Source organism: Pseudolysinimonas sp. (genome assembly GCF_044239695.1).
Taxonomy (GTDB): domain Bacteria; phylum Actinomycetota; class Actinomycetes; order Actinomycetales; family Microbacteriaceae; genus Pseudolysinimonas_A.
The window spans coordinates 1-18716 of sequence record NZ_JBIIAW010000061.1; the positions used below are offsets into that span (position 1 = coordinate 1).

16 protein-coding genes are annotated in these 18716 nt (G+C 71.2%); 10 read left to right on the plus strand and 6 right to left on the minus strand.

The genetic code is table 11. The features are described 5' to 3' along the window. A partial coding sequence (locus ACILQS_RS10365; RefSeq protein WP_395640046.1) for a hypothetical protein occupies window positions 1-399 on the plus strand: 399 nt, incomplete at its 5' end. On the opposite strand, the gene glgB is transcribed toward ACILQS_RS10365, so the two are convergent. Both glgB and ACILQS_RS10375 read right to left on the minus strand, forming a co-directional pair. Next, window positions 294-2483, minus strand: coding sequence for a 1,4-alpha-glucan branching protein GlgB (gene glgB / locus ACILQS_RS10370; RefSeq protein WP_395640060.1), 2190 nt, complete (start codon window positions 2481-2483; stop codon window positions 294-296). The genes ACILQS_RS10365 and glgB overlap by 106 nt on opposite strands. Further along, window positions 2480-4552, minus strand: a complete 2073-nt coding sequence (locus ACILQS_RS10375; protein ID WP_395640047.1) for an alpha-1,4-glucan--maltose-1-phosphate maltosyltransferase — start codon at window positions 4550-4552, stop codon at window positions 2480-2482. Before ACILQS_RS10375 ends, glgB begins: the two co-directional genes overlap by 4 nt. Window positions 4553-4935: 383 nt before the next feature. On the opposite strand from ACILQS_RS10375, the gene glgP reads away from it, so the two are divergent. The 3 genes from glgP to ACILQS_RS10390 all read left to right on the plus strand — a co-directional run bounded on the left by glgP (window position 4936) and on the right by ACILQS_RS10390 (window position 8998). Beyond that, complete coding sequence (gene glgP, locus ACILQS_RS10380; RefSeq protein WP_395640048.1) at window positions 4936-7500, plus strand: alpha-glucan family phosphorylase; 2565 nt, start codon at window positions 4936-4938, stop codon at window positions 7498-7500. Between the two features lie 75 nt (window positions 7501-7575). Further along, window positions 7576-8229 (plus strand): hypothetical protein, encoded by a 654-nt coding sequence (locus ACILQS_RS10385; RefSeq protein WP_395640049.1) that lies wholly within the window; start codon window positions 7576-7578, stop codon window positions 8227-8229. 52 nt (window positions 8230-8281) lie between these two features. Beyond that, on the plus strand, window positions 8282-8998 hold the full coding sequence (locus tag ACILQS_RS10390; RefSeq protein ID WP_395640050.1) for a hypothetical protein: 717 nt from the start codon (window positions 8282-8284) through the stop codon (window positions 8996-8998). Between the two features lie 8 nt (window positions 8999-9006). On the opposite strand, the gene ybaK is transcribed toward ACILQS_RS10390, so the two are convergent. From ybaK to glgX, 3 genes are read right to left on the minus strand one after another with little or no spacing between them, the layout of a single operon-like run. Further along, a complete protein-coding gene (gene ybaK / locus ACILQS_RS10395) occupies window positions 9007-9474 on the minus strand; it encodes a Cys-tRNA(Pro) deacylase (protein WP_395640061.1) in 468 nt (155 codons plus the stop codon). Next, window positions 9471-10046, minus strand: coding sequence for a DUF2510 domain-containing protein (locus tag ACILQS_RS10400; protein ID WP_395640051.1), 576 nt, complete (start codon window positions 10044-10046; stop codon window positions 9471-9473). The genes ybaK and ACILQS_RS10400 overlap by 4 nt, the downstream gene beginning before the upstream one ends. Before the next feature lie 38 nt (window positions 10047-10084). After that, complete coding sequence (glgX, locus tag ACILQS_RS10405) at window positions 10085-12169, minus strand: glycogen debranching protein GlgX (RefSeq protein WP_395640052.1); 2085 nt, start codon at window positions 12167-12169, stop codon at window positions 10085-10087. 33 nt (window positions 12170-12202) lie between these two features. On the opposite strand from glgX, the gene ACILQS_RS10410 reads away from it, so the two are divergent. From ACILQS_RS10410 to ACILQS_RS10420, 3 genes are all read left to right on the plus strand, one after another. After that, a complete protein-coding gene (locus ACILQS_RS10410; protein ID WP_395640053.1) occupies window positions 12203-13345 on the plus strand; it encodes a cysteine desulfurase family protein in 1143 nt (380 codons plus the stop codon). A gap of 87 nt (window positions 13346-13432) precedes the next feature. Continuing rightward, window positions 13433-13741, plus strand: coding sequence for an ArsR/SmtB family transcription factor (locus ACILQS_RS10415; RefSeq protein ID WP_395640054.1), 309 nt, complete (start codon window positions 13433-13435; stop codon window positions 13739-13741). Beyond that, window positions 13741-13998 carry a hypothetical protein gene (locus ACILQS_RS10420; RefSeq protein WP_395640055.1) on the plus strand — a complete coding sequence of 86 codons (258 nt, stop codon included), beginning with the start codon at window positions 13741-13743 and terminating at the stop codon, window positions 13996-13998. Before ACILQS_RS10415 ends, ACILQS_RS10420 begins: the two co-directional genes overlap by 1 nt. A gap of 13 nt (window positions 13999-14011) precedes the next feature. On the opposite strand, the gene ACILQS_RS10425 is transcribed toward ACILQS_RS10420, so the two are convergent. After that, the gene (locus ACILQS_RS10425; protein WP_395640056.1) at window positions 14012-14458 is read right to left on the minus strand and encodes a hypothetical protein; all 447 of its coding nucleotides are present in this window, start codon (window positions 14456-14458) and stop codon (window positions 14012-14014) included. Window positions 14459-14569: 111 nt separating this feature from the next. On the opposite strand from ACILQS_RS10425, the gene mnmA reads away from it, so the two are divergent. The 3 genes from mnmA to ligA all read left to right on the plus strand — a co-directional run. After that, on the plus strand, window positions 14570-15676 hold the full coding sequence (mnmA, locus tag ACILQS_RS10430) for a tRNA 2-thiouridine(34) synthase MnmA (RefSeq protein ID WP_395640057.1): 1107 nt from the start codon (window positions 14570-14572) through the stop codon (window positions 15674-15676). Between the two features lie 84 nt (window positions 15677-15760). Further along, entirely contained in the window at window positions 15761-16795 is a 1035-nt protein-coding gene (locus tag ACILQS_RS10435; protein WP_395640058.1) for an NAD(P)-dependent alcohol dehydrogenase, read from the plus strand. A gap of 43 nt (window positions 16796-16838) precedes the next feature. Next, window positions 16839-18716 (plus strand): NAD-dependent DNA ligase LigA (gene ligA / locus ACILQS_RS10440; RefSeq protein WP_395640059.1); only part of this gene is annotated, 1878 nt, incomplete at its 3' end.

Genomic DNA, 18716 nt, shown 5'->3' on the forward strand with positions numbered 1-18716 from the left:
CGCGGCAATCCGCACGGCAGGGAAGGGGAGGCCGGGATGACGCGCAGCCCTCGGGACATCGAGGAGATGCGCCAACGCGTGGTTTTCGCCCCCGACGAGCGGATGCGATCAATCACCGCCGGGGTGCTGATGATCGGTCTGCTCGCTGGCGTCGAGATGTCCATGTCCGGGCGGCTGGGACGGGTGTACATGGGGGACGAGCTCGACCTCCCCGACCTGGAACCGACCCCGGTGCCGGAGCACGACGAGATCGAGCTGTCGAAACGCCGCGCGATGCTGCGGCGGATCGAGGCTCAGCGCGCGGCGCGCAGCCAGAGGGCGGCGAGCGGCGGCAGTGTGAGCTCCGCGGATGCGGGCCGCCCGTCCCACGGTTCCTCCGACGCGACGACCGACCCGTAGTTGCCGACTCCCGACCCGCCGAATTCGACGGCGTCGGTGTTGATGACCTCGTCCCAGCGTCCCGCGAACGGCAGCCCGACGCGGTACGGACCCACCGGGTTGCCGCCGAAGTTGAGCAGGCAGACGAGCGCTTCGCCGGAGGCCGACCAGCGCACGAACGACAGCACGTTGGACCCGGCGTCGTTGGCGAGCATCTCGAAGCCGGCCGGCGTGTTGTCCTGCTCCCACAGCGCCGCCTCGGCCCGGTAGACGCGGTTCAGCGAGGAGACGAGACGGGACAGGCCCTGGTGGGCGGGCTGGTCGAGGATCCACCAGTCGAGGCCGCGCTGCTCGCTCCACTCGGAGGGCTGACCGAACTCCTGGCCCATGAAGAGCAGCTGCTTGCCGGGATGCGCCCACATGTAGGCCAGGAACACGCGCATGTTGGCGAGCTTCTGCCACTGGTCGCCGGGCATCTTCGCCAGCAGCGAGCCCTTGCCGTGCACGACCTCGTCGTGCGAGATCGGCAGCAGGAAGCTCTCGCTCCAGGCGTAGACGAACGAGAAGGTGAGCTTGTCGTGGTGGTGCGCCCGCCACATCGGATCCTGGTGGATGTACTCGAGCGAGTCGTGCATCCAGCCCATGTTCCACTTCAGCCCGAAGCCCAGGCCGTTCTCGCCGGTGCGACCGGTGACGCCGGGCCAGGACGTCGACTCCTCGGCGATCATGACGACGCCCGGGTTGCGCTTGTAGGCGGTCGCGTTGACCTCCTGCAGGAACGAGATGGCCTGCAGGTTCTCGCGGCCGCCGAACTCGTTCGGCAGCCACTCGCCCTCTTTGCGGCTGTAGTCGAGGTAGAGCATCGAGGCGACGGCATCCACGCGCAGCCCGTCGACGTGGAACTCCTCGAGCCAGTACAGGGCGTTCGCGACGAGGAAGTTGCGCACCTGCGACTGCCCGAAGTCGAACACCAGCGTGCCCCAGTCGGGCTGCTCGCCGCGACGCGGGTCGGAGTGCTCGTAGAGCGGCTGCCCGTCGAAGTTCGCCAGCGCCCACTCATCCTTGGGGAAGTGCGCGGGCACCCAGTCGACGATGACGCCGATCGACGCCTGGTGCAGGCGGTCGACGAGGTACTTGAAGTCGTCGGGATGCCCGAAGCGGGAGGTCGGCGCGTAGTAGCCGGTCACCTGGTACCCCCAGCTGGGTCCGTAGGGGTGCTCGGCGACGGGGAGGAACTCCACGTGCGTGAAGCCCGTCTCGTGCACGTACTCGATGAGCTGGTCGGCGAGTTCGCGGTAGCCAAGCCCCGGGCGCCACGACCCGAGGTGCATCTCGTAGACGCTCATCGCCGAGTTGTGCGGGTCGTGGCTCGCGCGCTGCGCCAACCAGGTGGAGTCGTGCCACTCGTGGAGGGTCTGCCCGATCTTCGATCCCGTGCGCGGCGGCACCTCGGTGTAACGCGCCATCGGGTCGGCCCGCGTGACCCAGGCGCCGGCGGCGGTGAGGATCTCGAACTTGTAGGTCGATCCCGGCTCGAGCCCGGGCACGAAGAGTTCCCAGACGCCGTTGTCGTCGAGCCGGCGCATCGCGTGCAGCAGGCCCGACCAGGAGTTGAAGTCGCCGACGACGCGGACGGCACGGGCGTGCGGCGCCCACACCGAGAAGCTGGTGCCGACGACATCCTCGTGCGGTCGGTAGTGGGCCCCCAGCACCTGCCAGATCTGCTCGTGCCGGCCCTCGCCCCAGAGGTAGAGATCGACCTCGCCGACGCTCGGCACGAAGCGGTACGGGTCGCCCGTCAGCCACGCGGGGCCGTCGTCGTAGGTCGTCTCGAGGTCGTAGGCCTGGCCCTCGCCGGGGGCGTAGCCCTGCCACAGTCCGTCGGCGACGTGGGCGAGCGGGGCGCGGGAGCCATCCGCCCGGATCGCGGTGACCGTCGTCGCGAGCGGACGGACCGCCCGGATCACCCAGCCGCCCCCGTCGAGGGCGTGGGCCCCGAGCCACTCGTGCGGGTTCGGATGACTCGCGGCGACGATCGACGAGATCGTCCCCGGGTGCAGTTCGGGGAGCGCGGGCACGGCGGACTTCTTGGGCGCGGGCATCAGGCCTTCCTAGCTCCGGCGGCGGTCGGATACGAGACCGACAGGATGTGGACGGGCTCGGTGAACGCGTCGAGCCGCACGAAGTTCGACTCACCCCACGTCCAGCGCTGTCCGGTGACCAGCTCGGTGACGTCGTAGGTCGCCGCCGGGTCGAGTCCGAGCTGCCGCAGGTCGAGGTGGACGGTCGTCTCGCGCACCGAGTGCGGGTCGACGTTGGCGACGACGATGAGGCCGTCGGGCTTGCCCGTGGGCGAGAAGTCGGCGGCGAGGAACTTCGAGTAGACGAGGATCGAGTCGTCGTCGCTCCAGTGCACGCGCAGGTTGCGCAGCTGGGCCAGCGCGGGATGCTCGCGGCGGATCCGGTTGAGCAGCGTGAGGTACGGCGCGAGGGTGCGACCGGTGGCCTCGGCCTTCGCCCAGTCGCGCGCCTTGTACTCGTACTTCTCGTTGTCGATGTTCTCTTCGCTGCCGGGACGGGCGACGTCCTCGAAGAGCTCGTAGCCGGCGTACACGCCCCACGACGGGCTCGCGGTCGCGGCGATCGCGGCGCGGATCTTGTACGCCGCCGGCCCGCCGAACTGCAGGTACGCCGTGAGGATGTCGGGCGTGTTCACGAACAGGTTCGGATGCAGGTAGTCCGCCGATTCGGTGGCGAGCCCGGTGAGGAACTCCTCCAGCTCGTCTTTCGTGTTGCGCCAGGTGAAGTAGGTGTACGACTGCTGGAACCCGGCTTCGGCGAGGGCGTGCATCATCGGCGGGCGGGTGAACGCCTCGGCGAGGAAGACGACGTCGGGATGCGTCTGCGCGATGCGACCGAGCAGCCACTCCCAGAACCACAGCGGTTTGGTGTGCGGGTTGTCGACGCGGAAGATGCTGACGCCCTGGGCGATCCAGTGCTCGACGATCCTCAGCACCTCGGCCGACAGCCCCTCCGGGTCGGTGTCGAAGTTGAGCGGGTAGATGTCCTGGTACTTCTTCGGCGGGTTCTCGGCGTAGGCGATCGAGCCGTCGGGCCGGTGCATGAACCATTCGGGATGCTCGGTGACCCACGGGTGGTCGGGGGAGCACTGGAGGGCGAGATCGAGGGCGACCTCGAGCCCGTGCTTCGCCGCCTCCTTCACGAAGACGCGGAAGTCGTCGAGCGTTCCCAGGTCGGGGTGGATGCTGTCGTGCCCGCCGTTCGTGCCGTCGCCGAGCGGTCCGCCGATCGCCCACGGGCTGCCCGGGTCGCCGGGGCCTGCCTCGGTGCTGTTGTTCGGTCCCTTGCGGAAGGCGACGCCGATCGGGTGGATCGGCGGGAGGTAGAGCACGTCGAAGCCCATCGCGGCGACCCCGGGGAGGCGCTTCGCGGCGGTGCGGAAGGTGCCGGAGGTCCAGGTGCCGTCCTTCGCCTGCTTGGCGCCCTCGCTGCGCGGGAAGAACTCGTACCAGGACCCGACCGCGGCCCGCGCGCGCTCGACGCGGAGCTCGAGCTCCGCGGATTCGGTCACGAGCGAGAGCAGGGGCTCGGCGGCGATCGCCGCCGTCAGGCGCGGGTCGTGCGCGACCTTGAGCCGCGCGGCGGCGCTGAGCCCGCCGTCCGCGAGGGCCTTCGCGGCATCGGCGAACACCTTCCCGGAACCGCGCTCGAGCAATTCCACGCCCGAGGCGAAGACGAGCTCGACGTCCTGACCGGCGCCGATCTTGACGTCGGCGCTGTGCAGCCAGGTCGCCCAGTCGTCGGCAGCCGCGCCGACCCGCCAGCGCCAGGTTCCCGGGGCGTCGAGCCGGGCCTCGGCCCGCCAGCGATCCGTTCCGGAGGAGACCTCGCGCATCGGGTGCGTGCTCGACGCGCCCGCCGGATCGATGAGTTGCAGGGCCACGTAGAGCGAGTCGTGGCCTTCGCGGAACACGGTCGCCTCGAACGGGACGACCTCGCCGACGTAGGCGTTCGCGGCCCAGAGGTTCTCGAGCTGACGCGGGCGCAGGTCGCGGATCGGGATGCGGCCGAGCTTTCCCGGCACCCGGGGGGCGGCGGTCGGAGCGAGGGCGGTGCCGGTCGAAGGGGCCTCGGTGGCGGGTGCGTCGGCCATGTCTCGACCGTACTGGGTCGCCCCGAACGTTCCGAGGAGGTTGCCAGACCGGCTGGTCGCGGCTAAGCGCTCTCGCGGTGGCCCGCGAGCCAGGAGGGTGACGCGCGGGTGATCCGTCCGTATGCTGAAAGGAGGGGGAGTGCTTTCGCACCCGGGCGACCGGATGCGGTGGGGGCACCTCGAGCAGCCCGGTGTGCGACGACTCGTCGCCGCGCACGCGGGTGCCGTGCTCGGCAGCGAGCGGGTCGCAGGCCGCCGGCATCCGAAAGGGGCCGGTCGCGGGGCGGAGTCGGGGGACTCCGGCCCCGCGATCGGCACGGAATCCGCCGGGAGTCGCCCGCTCGTAACGAGGCGGTAACCGGCTCGACGTAGGCTCGGCCCTTGTGAAGGCCATCCGACGGTTCACCGTCCGCCCCGTCCTGCCGGACGCCCTGGCGGCGCTCGACGAGCTCGCCGCCAACCTGCGCTGGTCGTGGCATCAGCCGACGATCGACCTGTTCCGCGAAGTCGATGAGACCGCGTGGCTCGCCTCCACCGACCCCGTCGGACTTCTCGGGGCGGTGTCGCCCGCCCGGCTCGCCGAACTCGCCGCCGACGCCGACTTCGTGGGCCGCGCCGAGGCGCTGCGCGATGACCTGCGCGCCTACCTGGCCGAGCCGCGGTGGTATCAGACGCTCGACGGCGCGGCGCCGCGCTCGATCGCGTACTTCTCGCCCGAGTTCGGCATCGCCGCCGCGCTGCCCCAGTACTCGGGTGGTCTCGGCATCCTCGCCGGCGACCACCTGAAGAGCGCCTCCGACCTCGGCGTGCCGATCATCGGGGTCGGGCTGTTCTACCGCGCCGGGTACTTCCGCCAGGCGATCTCGCGAGAGGGCTGGCAGGAGGAGAGCTACCCGGTCGTCGACCCCGACGGCCTGCCGATGCGGGTGCTGCGCGATCCCGATGGCTCGGCCGCGGTCGTCGTGCTCGCCCTCCCCGAGGGGCGGGCGCTCAGCGCGCGGATCTGGCAGCTCGACGTCGGCCGCGTGCCGCTGCTGCTGCTCGACACCGACATCCCCGAGAACGACGAAGAGCTGCGCGGCGTCACCGACCGCCTCTACGGGGGCGGCGGGGAGCACCGGCTGCTGCAGGAGCTGCTGCTCGGCATCGGTGGCACGCGCGCCGTCAAGATCTACTCCGCCCTCGCCGGGCTGCCGGAGCCGGAGGTGTTCCACAGCAACGAGGGACACGCCGGATTCCTCGGGCTCGAGCGCGCCGCCGACCTCATCGGCGAAGGCCTCACGTTCGATCAGGCGCTGCGCGTCGTGCGGGCCGGCACGGTCTTCACCACGCATACCCCCGTGCCGGCCGGCATCGACCGGTTCGACGCGGCGCTCATCGAGCGCTACTTCGCGACCGACCTGCTGCCGGGAGTCGATGTCGCCGACGTGCTCGCGCTCGGCGTCGAGCCGACGGTCGACGGTCACCCGAACGATCCCGCGCCGTCGTTCAACATGGCCTACATGGGCCTGCGTCTCGCGCAGCGCGCCAACGGCGTCTCGCAACTGCACGGCGAGGTGAGTCGTGGGATGTTCAACGCGCTGTGGCCCGACTTCGACGCCGAAGACGTGCCGATCAGCTCGGTCACCAACGGCGTGCACGCCCCCACCTGGACCGACCCGGAGGTCACGGCGCTCGCCGCCGCGAAACTCGGCACCTCCGACACGACCGTCGCCGACTGGGCGTCGGACGCGGTCACCGACGACGACCTCTGGCAGCTCAAGCGGCGGATGCGTGAGCAGCTCGTCGAGGACGCACGGCGGCGGATGTCGGCGGCCTGGGCGGAGGAGAACCCGGGGATCGCCGATCCCGCGTGGTTCCGCGACCTGCTCGACCCCGACGTGCTGACGATCGGCTTCGCGCGCCGCGTTCCCACCTACAAGCGGCTCACCCTGATGCTCCACGACCCGGAGCGGTTGCGCGCCCTGCTCACCCACCCGGAGCGGCCGATCCAGTTGGTCATCGCCGGCAAGTCGCACCCGGCCGACGACGAGGGCAAGCGGCTGATCCAGCAGTTGGTCGAATTCTCGCAGGGGGCCGACGTGCGGCAGCGCATCGTCTTCCTGCCCAACTACGACATCGGGATGGCCAAGACCCTCTACCCGGGCTGCGACATCTGGCTCAACAACCCGCTCCGCCCGCTCGAGGCCTGCGGCACGTCCGGGATGAAGGCCGCGATGGGGGGCGCTCTCAACCTCTCGATCCTCGACGGCTGGTGGAACGAGTACTACGACGACCGCAACGGCTGGGCGATCCCGTCGGCCGATTCCGCAGGCGACGGCGCCGAACGCGACGCGCTCGAGGCGGCGTCGCTCTACGACCTGCTCGAACACCAGATCACCCCGCGGTTCTACGACCGCGGCCCCGGGGACATCCCGGCGAAATGGGTCGCCGACATGCGGCACACGCTCGCCACGCTGTCGCCGGAACTCTCGGCCGACCGCATGGTCAAGCAGTACGTCGGCGGTCTCTACACGCCCGCAGCTGTCGCCGAGCGTGCGATCTCGGCGTCGTCGTTCGCGCCCGCGCGCGACCTCGCGGCCTGGACGGCGAAGGTCGAGAGGGCGTGGCCGGGGGTGCACGTCGCCCACGTCGAATCCGGGGGAGTGGATGCGACCCCGCAGCTCGGCGAGCACCTGAACGTGCGGGCCTACGTCGAGCTGGGTGACCTGGTCCCCGACGACGTGAAGGTCGAGCTGGTCTACGGCACCGCCCGCGACGGCGATGTGCTCACCGGCATCCGTCGGTTGCGGCTCGACCTCGAGTCGCACGACCTCGGATCGCCCGCCACGTTCCAGGGCACGGTCGAACTCGACCTCGCCGGGGCGTTCGGGTACACGGTGCGGGTGGTGCCCAACCACGCGTTGCTGGCGACGCCGGCGGAGCTCGGGCTGCTCGCGACCGCCTGACGGTGGAGCATCAGGCCCGCGGGTGAGTGGAATCTACTCATCGCCGGGATGCGGGCATCCTGCCACGATGCCCGCATGAGTCCTTCCTCGCCCGTCCGCGTCGCGCGTGCCGCGGCTGCCCTGCTCCTCGTCGTGGGTCTCGCCGGCTGCACCCTGCTGAGCGCCGTCGGCGGGGGCGCCGCGACGCCGGGCCCCTCGGCGACCGGATCGGGATCCGAGGGCGACGCCGAGCAGACCGACGCGGCAGCCGACCTCACCTCCTGCCCGATCGGAGCGTGGGAGCTGGTGAACGACTCCTGGCGCGACTCCCTCCAACTGATCGTCGACGAGGCGCTCCCCGGAGCCGAGGTGAGCACGTCCGGGGTGCTGCGCCTCGAGTGGCGGGACGGCGGCACGTATCGCCTCGACGCCGACCGGTCGACCGCGGTGATCAGCGGGTCCAGCGACGGTGTCCCCTTCACGCAGACGGTGCTGCACGACGGGATCGAGAGCGGCACCTGGAGCGGTGCGGAGGGCGCCTACGCGCTCGTCGGCGACGCCGCGAGCGGCTACGACACGACGGTGACCCTCGAGTCGGGCGGCGCCGTCTACAGCCCCGATCCCGACGAGCTGGCGTCCGAAGCCTGGTCGGGCGATCTCGCCGTCGCGTGCACCGCGACGGGGATGTCGACGACCGTGACGGAGGCCGACGGCACCGTCGCCGTCGACTGGGTGCGCATCGGCGGCTGACGCGCGGCCGAATGGCCCTGGCCAGACCGATCGGCCTGGCTAGGGTGGTCGGGTGACGTCGATGAACCCCACCGGAAACCCGCGCCGCTGGCGGCTGCTGGTCGCGCCGGCCGTCGTGGCGCTGCTGCTGCTCGCCGGATGCCAGTCGACCCCGACCGACGACCTGGAAGACGAGCTGGCCGGGATCGCCGGCGTCGAGCTCATCGATATCGACGCGACCCGGGTCAAGGCCACGCTCGTCGATGACGTGTCGGCCGCGGACGCGCAGACCGCGATCCTCGCGGTGCGCGACCGGTCCATCGCGGCGCACCCCCTCGGCGCGGACGTGGAACTGGTGGTCGTCATCGGTGCCGGCGCCCGCGACTTCGGCGACCCCCAGCCCTGGGAGGTCTACAGCTACGGGCGCTGGTCCGCCGGGGCGACCGGCGGCGAAGGCTTCGCCCAGCAGGCGGCCTTCTTCGCGAGCCTGGCTGACTGGGAGACCCTGACCACGACTCCCGCCCAGATCCGTCGCGTGCAGTTCGCGGTCACCGGGGTGGACTCGGTCGTCGAGACCCCCGCCCCCGGCGACACGGCCGCTCCGGCCGAGACGGCGGCGCCCGAGGACGGCGCGGAGGCCGAAGCGCCCACCGTGCAGGTCGTCGACCTCCTCCTGGGTCAGTCCTTCCCGAACGAGAACCTGCCGACCGACGTCGACGCCCTGATCGCCGAACTCGAGGCTCTCTGGGTCGCGAGCGGCGGCGACCCCGCGGGCATCACCATCCGCTGACCGTCGGGTCAGCGCGCGATGTCGGCCACCGTCGCCGAGGTCGCGCGGATGAGGTCGGCCGGAGCCAGCTCGAGGTCGAGGCCGCGGCGTCCCCCGCTCACGAACACTGTGTCCCAGAGTTCGGCGCTCTCGTCGAGCACGGTCGGGTGCACGCTCTTCTGCCCGATCGGCGAGATGCCGCCGACGACGTAGCCGGTGCGGCGTTCGGCGACCGCCGGGTCGGCCATCACCGCCTTCTTGCCGCCGGCCGCGGCTGCGAGGGCCTTGAGGTCGAGTTTGCCGGTGACCGGCACGATCCCGACGACGAGACGGCCGTCGACATCCGCCAGGAGCGTCTTGAAGACCCGATCGGGCTCGACCCCGAGCGCCTCGGCGGCCTCCCGGCCGAAGTCGGTGACGGCGGGGTCGTGCGCGTAGGCGCGTTCGGCGAAGGGGATGCCGGCGGCCCGGAGGGCGACGACCGCGGTCGTGCTCAGGAGGCGTACCCGTAGGACATCAGGAACGCGATGTAGACCACGACGACGATGATGCTGATCACGAAGACGACGATGCCGATGACGAGGCCGGCCAGCGCGATGCCGCGGCCGCTGTTCGGGTGTCCCAGGGCATCCAGCTGCCGGGCGCGGGAGAGTCCGAAGGCGGAGAGGATGATGCCGGCGATCGCGGCGAGGCCGCCGAGGATGAGCCACCCCGCGGCGGACACGATGAGTCCGGCGATCGCGAGCCCGTTGGTGCCGGTGCCCGGGGCGGGTGCTCCATAGGGTGCCGGGGCGTACGGTGCCGGGGCGTAGGGCGCCGCGGGCGCCCCGTAGTACGGCTGGGCGGCGGGCGGGGGCGCGTACGGGTCGGGGCGCGCGCCGGCGCTCGCCGGGCTGCCGAAGGTGAATCCGGTCTCGACCGGCGCCGGCGCCGGGTCGCTGTAGACGGGCGCCACGACGGTCGCATCGCGCTTGTGGTCCGACCAGCCGGATCCGTTCCACCAGCGCTCGCCGGCCGGGTTCTCCGGATCCGCGTACCAACCTGCAGCGGGCGGGGTCACATCGGACATGAGAGAAACCCTACTGGGGTGGTGAGCCGGGGGCGACGTCAGTGCGCGCGGAAGAGCAGGATCGAGGTCGGTCCCACCGGCAGGTCGTCGCCGGGAGCGTGCTCGGGCTCGCGGTCGGCGATATCGTCCTGGGCGGAATCCCACAGCAGCGTGTATCCGCTCACGCCCTCGTGCTCGGGCAGCGTGACCGTCACGTCGGTCTCGAGGCCGTGCACGACGAGCAGGATGCGGTTGAAGTCCTCGAACTCGGGGGTCGACGCCGCCAGATACTGCAGGGTGCGCTCGGCCGGGGAGTCCCAGTCCGCCAGCGACATCGACAGGCCCTGCTTGTTGTACCAGTCCATCTGGGTGGCGCTCGGCGTGGTCTCCCCGAAGCGGCCGAAGCGCACCGGGCGCAGGGCCGGGTTCTCGCGGCGCAGCTCGAGCAGGTGCCGGGTGACGGCGTGCAGCTCGTCCTGCCAGTCGTCCCGTTCCCACGACAGCCAGGTGAGTTCCGAGTCGTGGCAGTACGCGTTGTTGTTGCCGCGCTGGCTGCGCCCGAACTCGTCGCCGGCGGTGAGCATGGGGACTCCGGCCGACAGCAGCAGCGTGCCCAGCAGGTTGCGGATCGCGCGCCGGCGCACCCGCAGGATGTCGGCATCCGTTGTCGGCCCTTCGACGCCGTGATTGAACGACTTGTTGTCGTTCGAGCCGTCGCGGTTGTCTTCGCCGTTGCCCTTGTTGTGCTTCTGGTCGTACGAGACGAGGTCCCAGGCGGTGAAGCCGTCGTGCGCCGTGATGAAGTTGACGCTCGCGAGCGGCCCGCGTTCGAGCGCGAACACGTGATTCGATCCGGCGAGGCGGCGGGCGAGCGACCCGATCCCCTCGCTGGGGAGGCCGTCGTGGTCGCCGTCCGCCCCGCGCGCGTCGGCGATGTCGCGCAGCCAGAAGTTGCGCATCCGATCGCGGTAGCCGTCGTTCCACTCGGAGTACCCGGCCGGGAAGTTGCCCACCTGCCAGCCGCCCAGGCCGACGTCCCAGGGCTCGGCGATCATCTTGACGCCGGCGAGGGCGGGATCGTCGCGGATGGCGAGCAGCAGCGGATGCTGCGGGTCGAACTCGGCGCCGGCGCCGCGGCCGAGGGTCGCCATCAGGTCGAAGCGGAACCCGTCGATCTGCACGTCGTTGGCCCAGTAGCGCAGCGAGTCGAGCACGAGCCGCTGGGTCTCGGGGCGTTCGAAGTCGACCGTGTTGCCGCAGCCCGTGGTGTCGATGTAGGCGCCGGTCTCGTCCTGCCGGTAGTACGAGGCGTTGTCGAGCCCGCGGAACGAGAACACCGGACCGCCGCGGCCCTCCTCGGCGGTGTGGTTGTAGACGACGTCGAGAACGACTTCGAGCCCGGCCTCGTGGAGCAGGCGCACCATGCCTTTGAACTCGCGCAGCACCGCGCCCGTGCCGCCGGTCTGCGCCGTGCGGGTGGCGTACGCGGCGTGCGGGGTGAAGAAGTTGAGGGTGTTGTAGCCCCAGTAGTTGATGAGGCCCATCTTCTGCAGGCGCTGCTCGCTGACGCTCTGATGCACGGGCAGCAGCTCGACGGTCGTGACGCCGAGATCCTTCAGATACTCGATCGCCGCCGGGTGGGCGAGGCCGGCGTAGGTGCCGCGCAACTCCTCGGGGATGCCGGGATGCAGCTTCGTGAAGCCCTTCACGTGGGCCTCGTAGAGGACGGTGTGGTCGAGCGGCACCGCGGGCTTCGTCGAGCCGCTCCAGTCGAACGTGTCGTCCTGCACGTACCCGCGCCACTCGCCGGCCTCGGTGCGGGCGAGGCCCCGCGCATACGGGTCGAGCAGGTTCTTCGTCGGGTCGAACGCGTGCGTCGGGCCCTTCGGGCCGCGGGCGCGGAGGGCGTAGTAGGTGCCGGGGGTGAGTGCCCGGGTCACGGCGCTCCAGACACCCGCCGAGTCCTGGGTGAGCGACACCGTCGTGCTCGCGTAGGACGGATCCTTGCCCTCGAAGACGCAGAGGTCGACCCCGTGGGCGTTGGCGCTCCACACCCGGATCTCGCCGCCGGCAGGGGTCATCCGCACGCCGAGATCGCGGAGCGGATCGTCGGCGGGGGTTCCCCGGGTTGCGGCGGCGGGCATGCGTTCCAGCGTATGGCTTCCTAGGGTGGGCTCATGTCCGTGCGTCACCCGTCGATCTACCTCGACCACGCGGCGACCTCGCCGATGCCGGTCGAGGTGCGCGAGGTCTACCTCGACGCGCTCGGACTCGTCGGCAACCCGTCGTCGATCCACGGGCACGGCCAGGCGGCGCGCGACCTGCTGGAGACCTCCCGGGAGGCGATCGCCGCGACGCTCGGCGCCGACTCCGTCGAGCTGGTCTTCACCGGCGGCGGCACCGAGGCGGTGAACCTCGCCGTCAAGGGATCGTTCTGGGCGCGGGCGCCGCGCCGCCGCATCCTCACGACCCGCGCCGAGCACCACGCCACCCTCGACAGCGTCGCCTGGCTCGCCAAGCACGAGGGTGCGGTCATCGACTGGATCGACGTGGATGCCGAGGGCCGTCTGTCGCTCGACTCCCTGTCGCTCGCGCTCGCCGATCCCGACGACATCGCCCTCGTGACCGTCCTGTGGGCGAACAACGAAGTCGGCACGCTCCAGCCGGTCGACGAGATCGTGCGGCTCGCCCACGCGGCCGGAGTGCCCGTGCACCTCGACGCGATCGCCGCCTACGGCTCGGTGCCGATCGACGTGCACGCCGTGGGCGCCGACCTGGTGTCGGTGTCGGCCCACAAGATCGGCGGACCGGTCGGCCTCGGCGCTCTCGTCGTCTCCCGTACGGCGACGGTCGAACCGCTGCTGCACGGCGGCGACCAGCAGCGCGCCCGCTCGGGCACCCAGGATGCCGCCGGAGCCGCCGCGTTCGCCGCGGCCGCGGCCCTGATCCCGGTTTCGCACGAGCCGCTCGTCGTCGTGCGCGACCGCCTCCGCGCGGGCCTCGAGAAGCTGCCCGGCGTCGTGTTGCGTGGCGCCCGCGAGGACCGCCTGCCCGGCAACGTGCACGCGACCTTCGCGGACTGCGACGGCGACGCGCTGCTGTACCTGCTCGACCGCGCCGGCTTCTCGGTGTCGACCGGGTCCGCCTGTCAGGCCGGAGTCGCCGAGGTCTCGCACGTGCTGCTGGCGATGGGCGTCCCCGCCGCCGAGGCCCGCGGGGCCCTTCGCTTCACCCTCGGCCCCGACACGACGCCCGCCGAGATCGACACCCTCCTGGCCGTGCTGCCGGACGTGCTCGCGCAGGCCCGCGCCGCATCCTGATCCTTCGGGCAAACGGCCGCCTCCGAGCGGTGCGGGGTGTAATGTTTCCCTGACAGGTGATAGAAGTAGTCGACACGAGGGATGCGCATGGATGCCGAGGGGCTCGCCGCACGGCTCACGGCGATCGCAAGCCCGCAGCGGTTGCGCATCCTCGCCGAACTCGCCGACGGCCCGCTGCACGTGAGCGAACTCGCCCGCCGGGCGGGGATGAGCCGCGCGCTGCTCTACATGCACCTCACCCGGCTCGAGGAGTCGGGCTTCGTGTCCGGCCGCCTCGAACTCGGCGCCGACGGCACGGCACTCAAGGTCTTCGAGGTCGTGCCGTTCCGGCTCGACGTCGACCTCGCGGCGGTCGTCGCCGCGGTTCGAGAAACCCCACCGAAGGAGCACCCCTGATGGATAACATCCTCTCCAGCCCCGCGTTCTGGACCGGAATCGTCGTCGTCACCGTGATCGTCGCCATCACGATCACCGGTGCGCTCTACGGAGCCAACGAGACGAAACGCAAGCTCGCCGAGGCGGCCCAGGGCGGCGACTACAAGCGCCTCGCCGAGGAGAGCGCCGCCGTGCAGCGGCAGCTGCTGACCCGTCTCGACGGCATCGAGAGTCGCCTGGCGACCGTCGAGAAGACGCTCACCGACATCCCGGGCTGACGGCCGCGGGCCGCTACTCGATGATCGGGTCGACCCAGTACAGCAGCTGCTCGGTCGCGTGGGTCTCCTCGAGCTTGACCGCCCAGTCGGCGTTCTGGAAGTACCACTGCTCGACGCCGTCGGAGTCGACCGTGACCTTCAGGTCGTAGCCGGCCGCCTCGAAGCCGTCGGCGAAGGCCCGCGCCTCCTCGGTGGTCACCTCGCCGTAGATGTACTCCCACGCGCTCGCCTCCGGGGTGGCGCTGATGAGCACGCCCGACGGCACCGGCAGGCTGTCGTCGAGACCCTCCGGACGTTCGGCCTCGGCCGGCGCGGCGGGGGCGTCGACCGCCGGAGCGTCCGAACCGCCTGCGGCGTCGCCGCCGGAGGCCGGGGCGGCGCAGCCGGCGAGAGCGAGGAGGGCGGCGCCGGCGAGCACGAGGAGGCCGGCGCGGACAGGGACATGGAGGGGCTCAGACATGCGCTCAGGTTCCCGGAGTCGCGGAGCGGGGGGAATGAGTAGTTCCCACTCATGCGACCGGCGGAGGCGCCGCACGCCCAGCTACCCTGGACGGGTGAAGGTTCTCGGCTCGTGAAGGTCCTGGCGGCGATGAGCGGTGGCGTCGACAGCGCCGTCGCGGCCGCGCGCGCCGTCGACGCCGGTCACGAGGTCGTCGGGGTGCATCTCGCCCTCTCCCGGCAGCGCGGCACCCTGCGCACCGGGTCGCGCGGCTGCTGCACGATCGAGGACTCGATGGATGCCCGCCGCGCCGCGAACCTGCTCGGCATCCCGTTCTACGTGTGGGACTTCAGCGAGCGCTTCGCCGCGGACGTGGTGGATGACTTCGTCGCCGAGTACGCCGCCGGCCGCACGCCGAACCCGTGCCTGCGCTGCAACGAGAAGATCAAGTTCGCGGCGCTCATGGAGAAGGCTCTCGCGCTCGGCTTCGACGCGGTCGCGACGGGTCACTACGCCTCGGTGGTCCGGGATGCCGACGGCCACCCCGAACTCCACCGTGCGGCCACCTGGGCGAAGGACCAGTCCTACGTGCTCGGCGTGCTCACGCACGCGCAGCTCGAGCACGCGATGTTCCCGCTCGGCGACACCCCGTCGAAGGATCTGGTGCGCGCCGAAGCCGCCGCGCGCGGGCTGACCGTCGCGCAGAAGCCCGACTCGCACGACATCTGCTTCATCCCCGACGGCGACACCCGCGGCTGGCTCGCCGACCGGGTCGACCTGGCGGAGGGCGCCATCCTCGACCGGTCGGGCGCGCGCGTCGGCACGCATCCCGGAGCGCTGGCGTTCACCGTCGGCCAGCGGAAGGGCCTCGACATCGGCTTCCCGGCGGCCGACGGCAAGCCGCGCTACGTGCTCGAGATCCGGCCGAAGACCAACGAGGTCGTCGTCGGCCCGCGCGAGGCTCTCGCCATCGGGGAGCTGGCGGGCACCCGCGTGACCTGGGCCGGGATGCCGCCCGCCGACCCCGCGACCGCGTTCGACTGCGAAGTGCAGGTGCGCGCGCACGGCGACCCGGTTCCTGCGACCGCCGCTCTGCGGGACGGGGAACTCGTCGTGACCCTCCGGGAGCCGCTCGACGGCGTCGCACCCGGGCAGAGCGCGGTGCTCTACGTCGGCACCCGCGTGCTCGGCCAGTGCACGATCGACCGCACCGTCTCGGCGGTCCCCGCGACCGTCTGACCTCCCGCGCACGACGGTCTTGCATGGGATCGCCGGTTTGGCGACCCCCTTGAGACAGGTCGGCCGCCATTGGAACGTGGAAGCATGAAAGCTCTCCAATACCGCGAAATCGGATCGCCGCCCGAAGTCGTCGAGATCGACACCCCCGAACCCGGACCCGGGGAGGTGCGGCTCAAGATCACCGCTGCCGGCGTCTGCCACTCGGACGAGTTCATCATGTCGTTGGACGAGGAGCAGTACGTCTACGGCCTCCCGCTCACCCTCGGCCACGAGGGAGCCGGGGTGGTCGACAAGCTCGGCGAAGGCGTGAGCGGGCTCGAGCTGGGAACCTCCGTCGCCGTCTACGGACCGTGGGGGTGCGGCTTCTGCTACGCGTGTTCCCAGGGCCACGAGAACTACTGCGAGAACGCGGCGGATCTCGGCATCACGCCACCAGGGCTCGGTGCCCCGGGCGCCATGGCCGAGTACCTCATCGTCGACAGCTCGCGGCATCTCGTGCCGCTCAGAGACCTCGACCCGGTGCAGAACGTCTCCCTCACCGACGCGGGATTGACGCCGTACCACGCGATCAAGAACTCCCTCCCGAAGCTCGTTCCCGGCTCGACGGCCGTCGTCATCGGGGCGGGCGGGCTCGGTCACGTCGCCATCCAGATGCTGCGCGCGGTGAGCCCCGCGACCGTCGTCGCCCTCGACGTGAGCGACGACAAGCTGCAGCTCGCGCGCGAGGTCGGCGCGCACCACGCGTTCCACTCCGACGACTCCGCGATCGACGAGGTCAAGGCGCTCACCGGGGGTCTCGGCGCGACCGCGGTGTTCGACTTCGTCGGCATCCAGGCGACGATGACGCTCGGCCAGGCGATGATCCGCGTCGGCGGGGACCAGGTGCACGTCGGCGTCGGGTCGGGGTCGCTCCCGGTCGGGATGCTCGACAAGCCGTATGAGGCGTCGGTGCGGAGTCCCTACTGGGGATACCGCCACGAACTCTTCGAGGTGCTCGAGTTGGCACGCACCGGCGCGGTGCACGTCGAGACCGAGGTGTTCTCCCTCGACGAGGCGCCGCGGGCGTACGAGAAGCTGCATGCGGGCGAGCTGCGCGGCCGAGCCGTCATCGTGCCGTAGGCCAGCCCTCGGGACCGTCGGCGGCTGTTCCTAAGCTGGCGGCATGCCTCGCGGAGCCGCTTCTGATCCGATCGACCAGGTGCCGCAGCGCACGAGCGCCGACCTCGCGGCGGCGAAGGTCGAAGCCGACGAGCTGACCGGTCGCATCCTCGAGCTGCGCGAGGCGTACTACGAGCGCGACACGGTTCTCGTCGACGACGCCGAGTACGACGGGCTCCTGCAGCGCTTGGAAGAGCTCGAGCGGATGCATCCCGAGCTGCAGAGCCAGGACAGCCCCACGCAGACCGTCGGCGGTGCCCGGTCGACCCTGTTCGACGAGGTCCGTCACGCCGAGCCGATGCTGTCGCTCGACAACGTCTTCTCGCGCGAGGAGTTCCTGGCCTGGGCGGCGAAGGTCGAACGGGATGCCGGCCGTCGGGTCGACTACCTGTGCGAGCTGAAGATCGACGGGCTCGCCCTCAACCTCCGTTACGAGAACGGCGTACTCGTGACGGCCGCGACGCGCGGCACCGGCGTCACCGGCGAGGACGTCACCGAGAACGTCGCGCTGATCACGTCGATCCCGACGCGGCTCGCGGGGGAGGGGCATCCGCCGCTCGTCGAGGTGCGGGGCGAGGTCTTCTTCACGACGGCGGCGTTCGAGACCCTCAACGCCGCGCAGGTGGCGGCGGGCGACCGCATCTTCGCGAACCCGCGGAACGCGGCATCCGGGTCGCTGCGCCAGAAGGCGGAGAAGAAGTCCGGCGACGCCCTCGAGCGGATGCGCTCCCGCATCGGGCACCTGTCGATGCTCGTGCACGGCATCGGGGCCTGGCCGGATCCGCCGGTCGCGTCGCAGTCGGAGGTCTACGGGCTGCTGAGATCGTGGGGGCTGCCGACCTCCTCCCGCTTCGCCGTCCTGCCCGATGCGGAGGCGGCCGCCGCGTTCATCGAGAGGTACGGCGAAGACCGCCACTCGGTCGAGCACGAGATCGACGGCATCGTCGTCAAGGTCGACGAGCTCGCGCTGCACGACGAGCTCGGCGCCACCTCGCGGGCTCCGCGCTGGGCGATCGCCTACAAGTACCCGCCCGAGCAGGTGAACACGAAACTGCTCGACATCGTCGTGTCGATCGGCCGCACCGGCCGCGCCACCCCGTTCGCGGTGATGCAGAAGGTGCGCGTCGCCGGCTCCGAGGTGCGTCAGGCGACGCTGCACAACCAGGACGTGGTCAAGGTCAAGGGCGTGCTCATCGGCGACACGGTCGTGCTGCGCAAGGCGGGGGATGTCATTCCCGAGGTGCTCGGCCCGGTGGTCGAGTTGCGTGACGGCAGCGAGCGCGAGTTCGTGATGCCCGCCGACTGCCCGGAGTGCGGCACGCCGCTCAAGCCGGCGAAGGACGGCGACGTCGACCTGCGCTGCCCGAACGCGAAGTCCTGCCCCGCCCAGGTGCGCGGACGGGTGGAGCACATCGGCTCCCGCGGCGCCCTCGACATCGAGGGGCTCGGCGAGATCGGCGCGGTCGCGCTCACGCAGCCCGACATCCCGTCGCCCCCGCCGCTCGTCACCGAGGCCGGCTTGTTCGCGCTCACGATGGACGACCTGCTGCCGATCGAGGTGCGCGTGCGCGACGCCGAGACCGGCATCGTGAAGGTGGATGCCGAGGGTCGCCCCGATCTGCGCGCCCCGTTCCGGCGCATCGTCACGCCGGCCCGCAAGGACCAGCCGGCGGTGACCGGTCCGTCGGCGGTCGCCGAGAAGCTGCTCGCCGAGCTCGAGCTGGCGAAGTCGAAGGATCTCTGGCGATTCATCGTGGGCCTGTCGATCCGGCACGTCGGCCCGGTCGCGGCGCGGGCTCTCGCGTCGTACTTCGGATCGCTCGACGCGATCCGGGCCGCGACCCGGGAGGAGCTGGCGGCCGTCGAAGGCGTCGGCGGCATC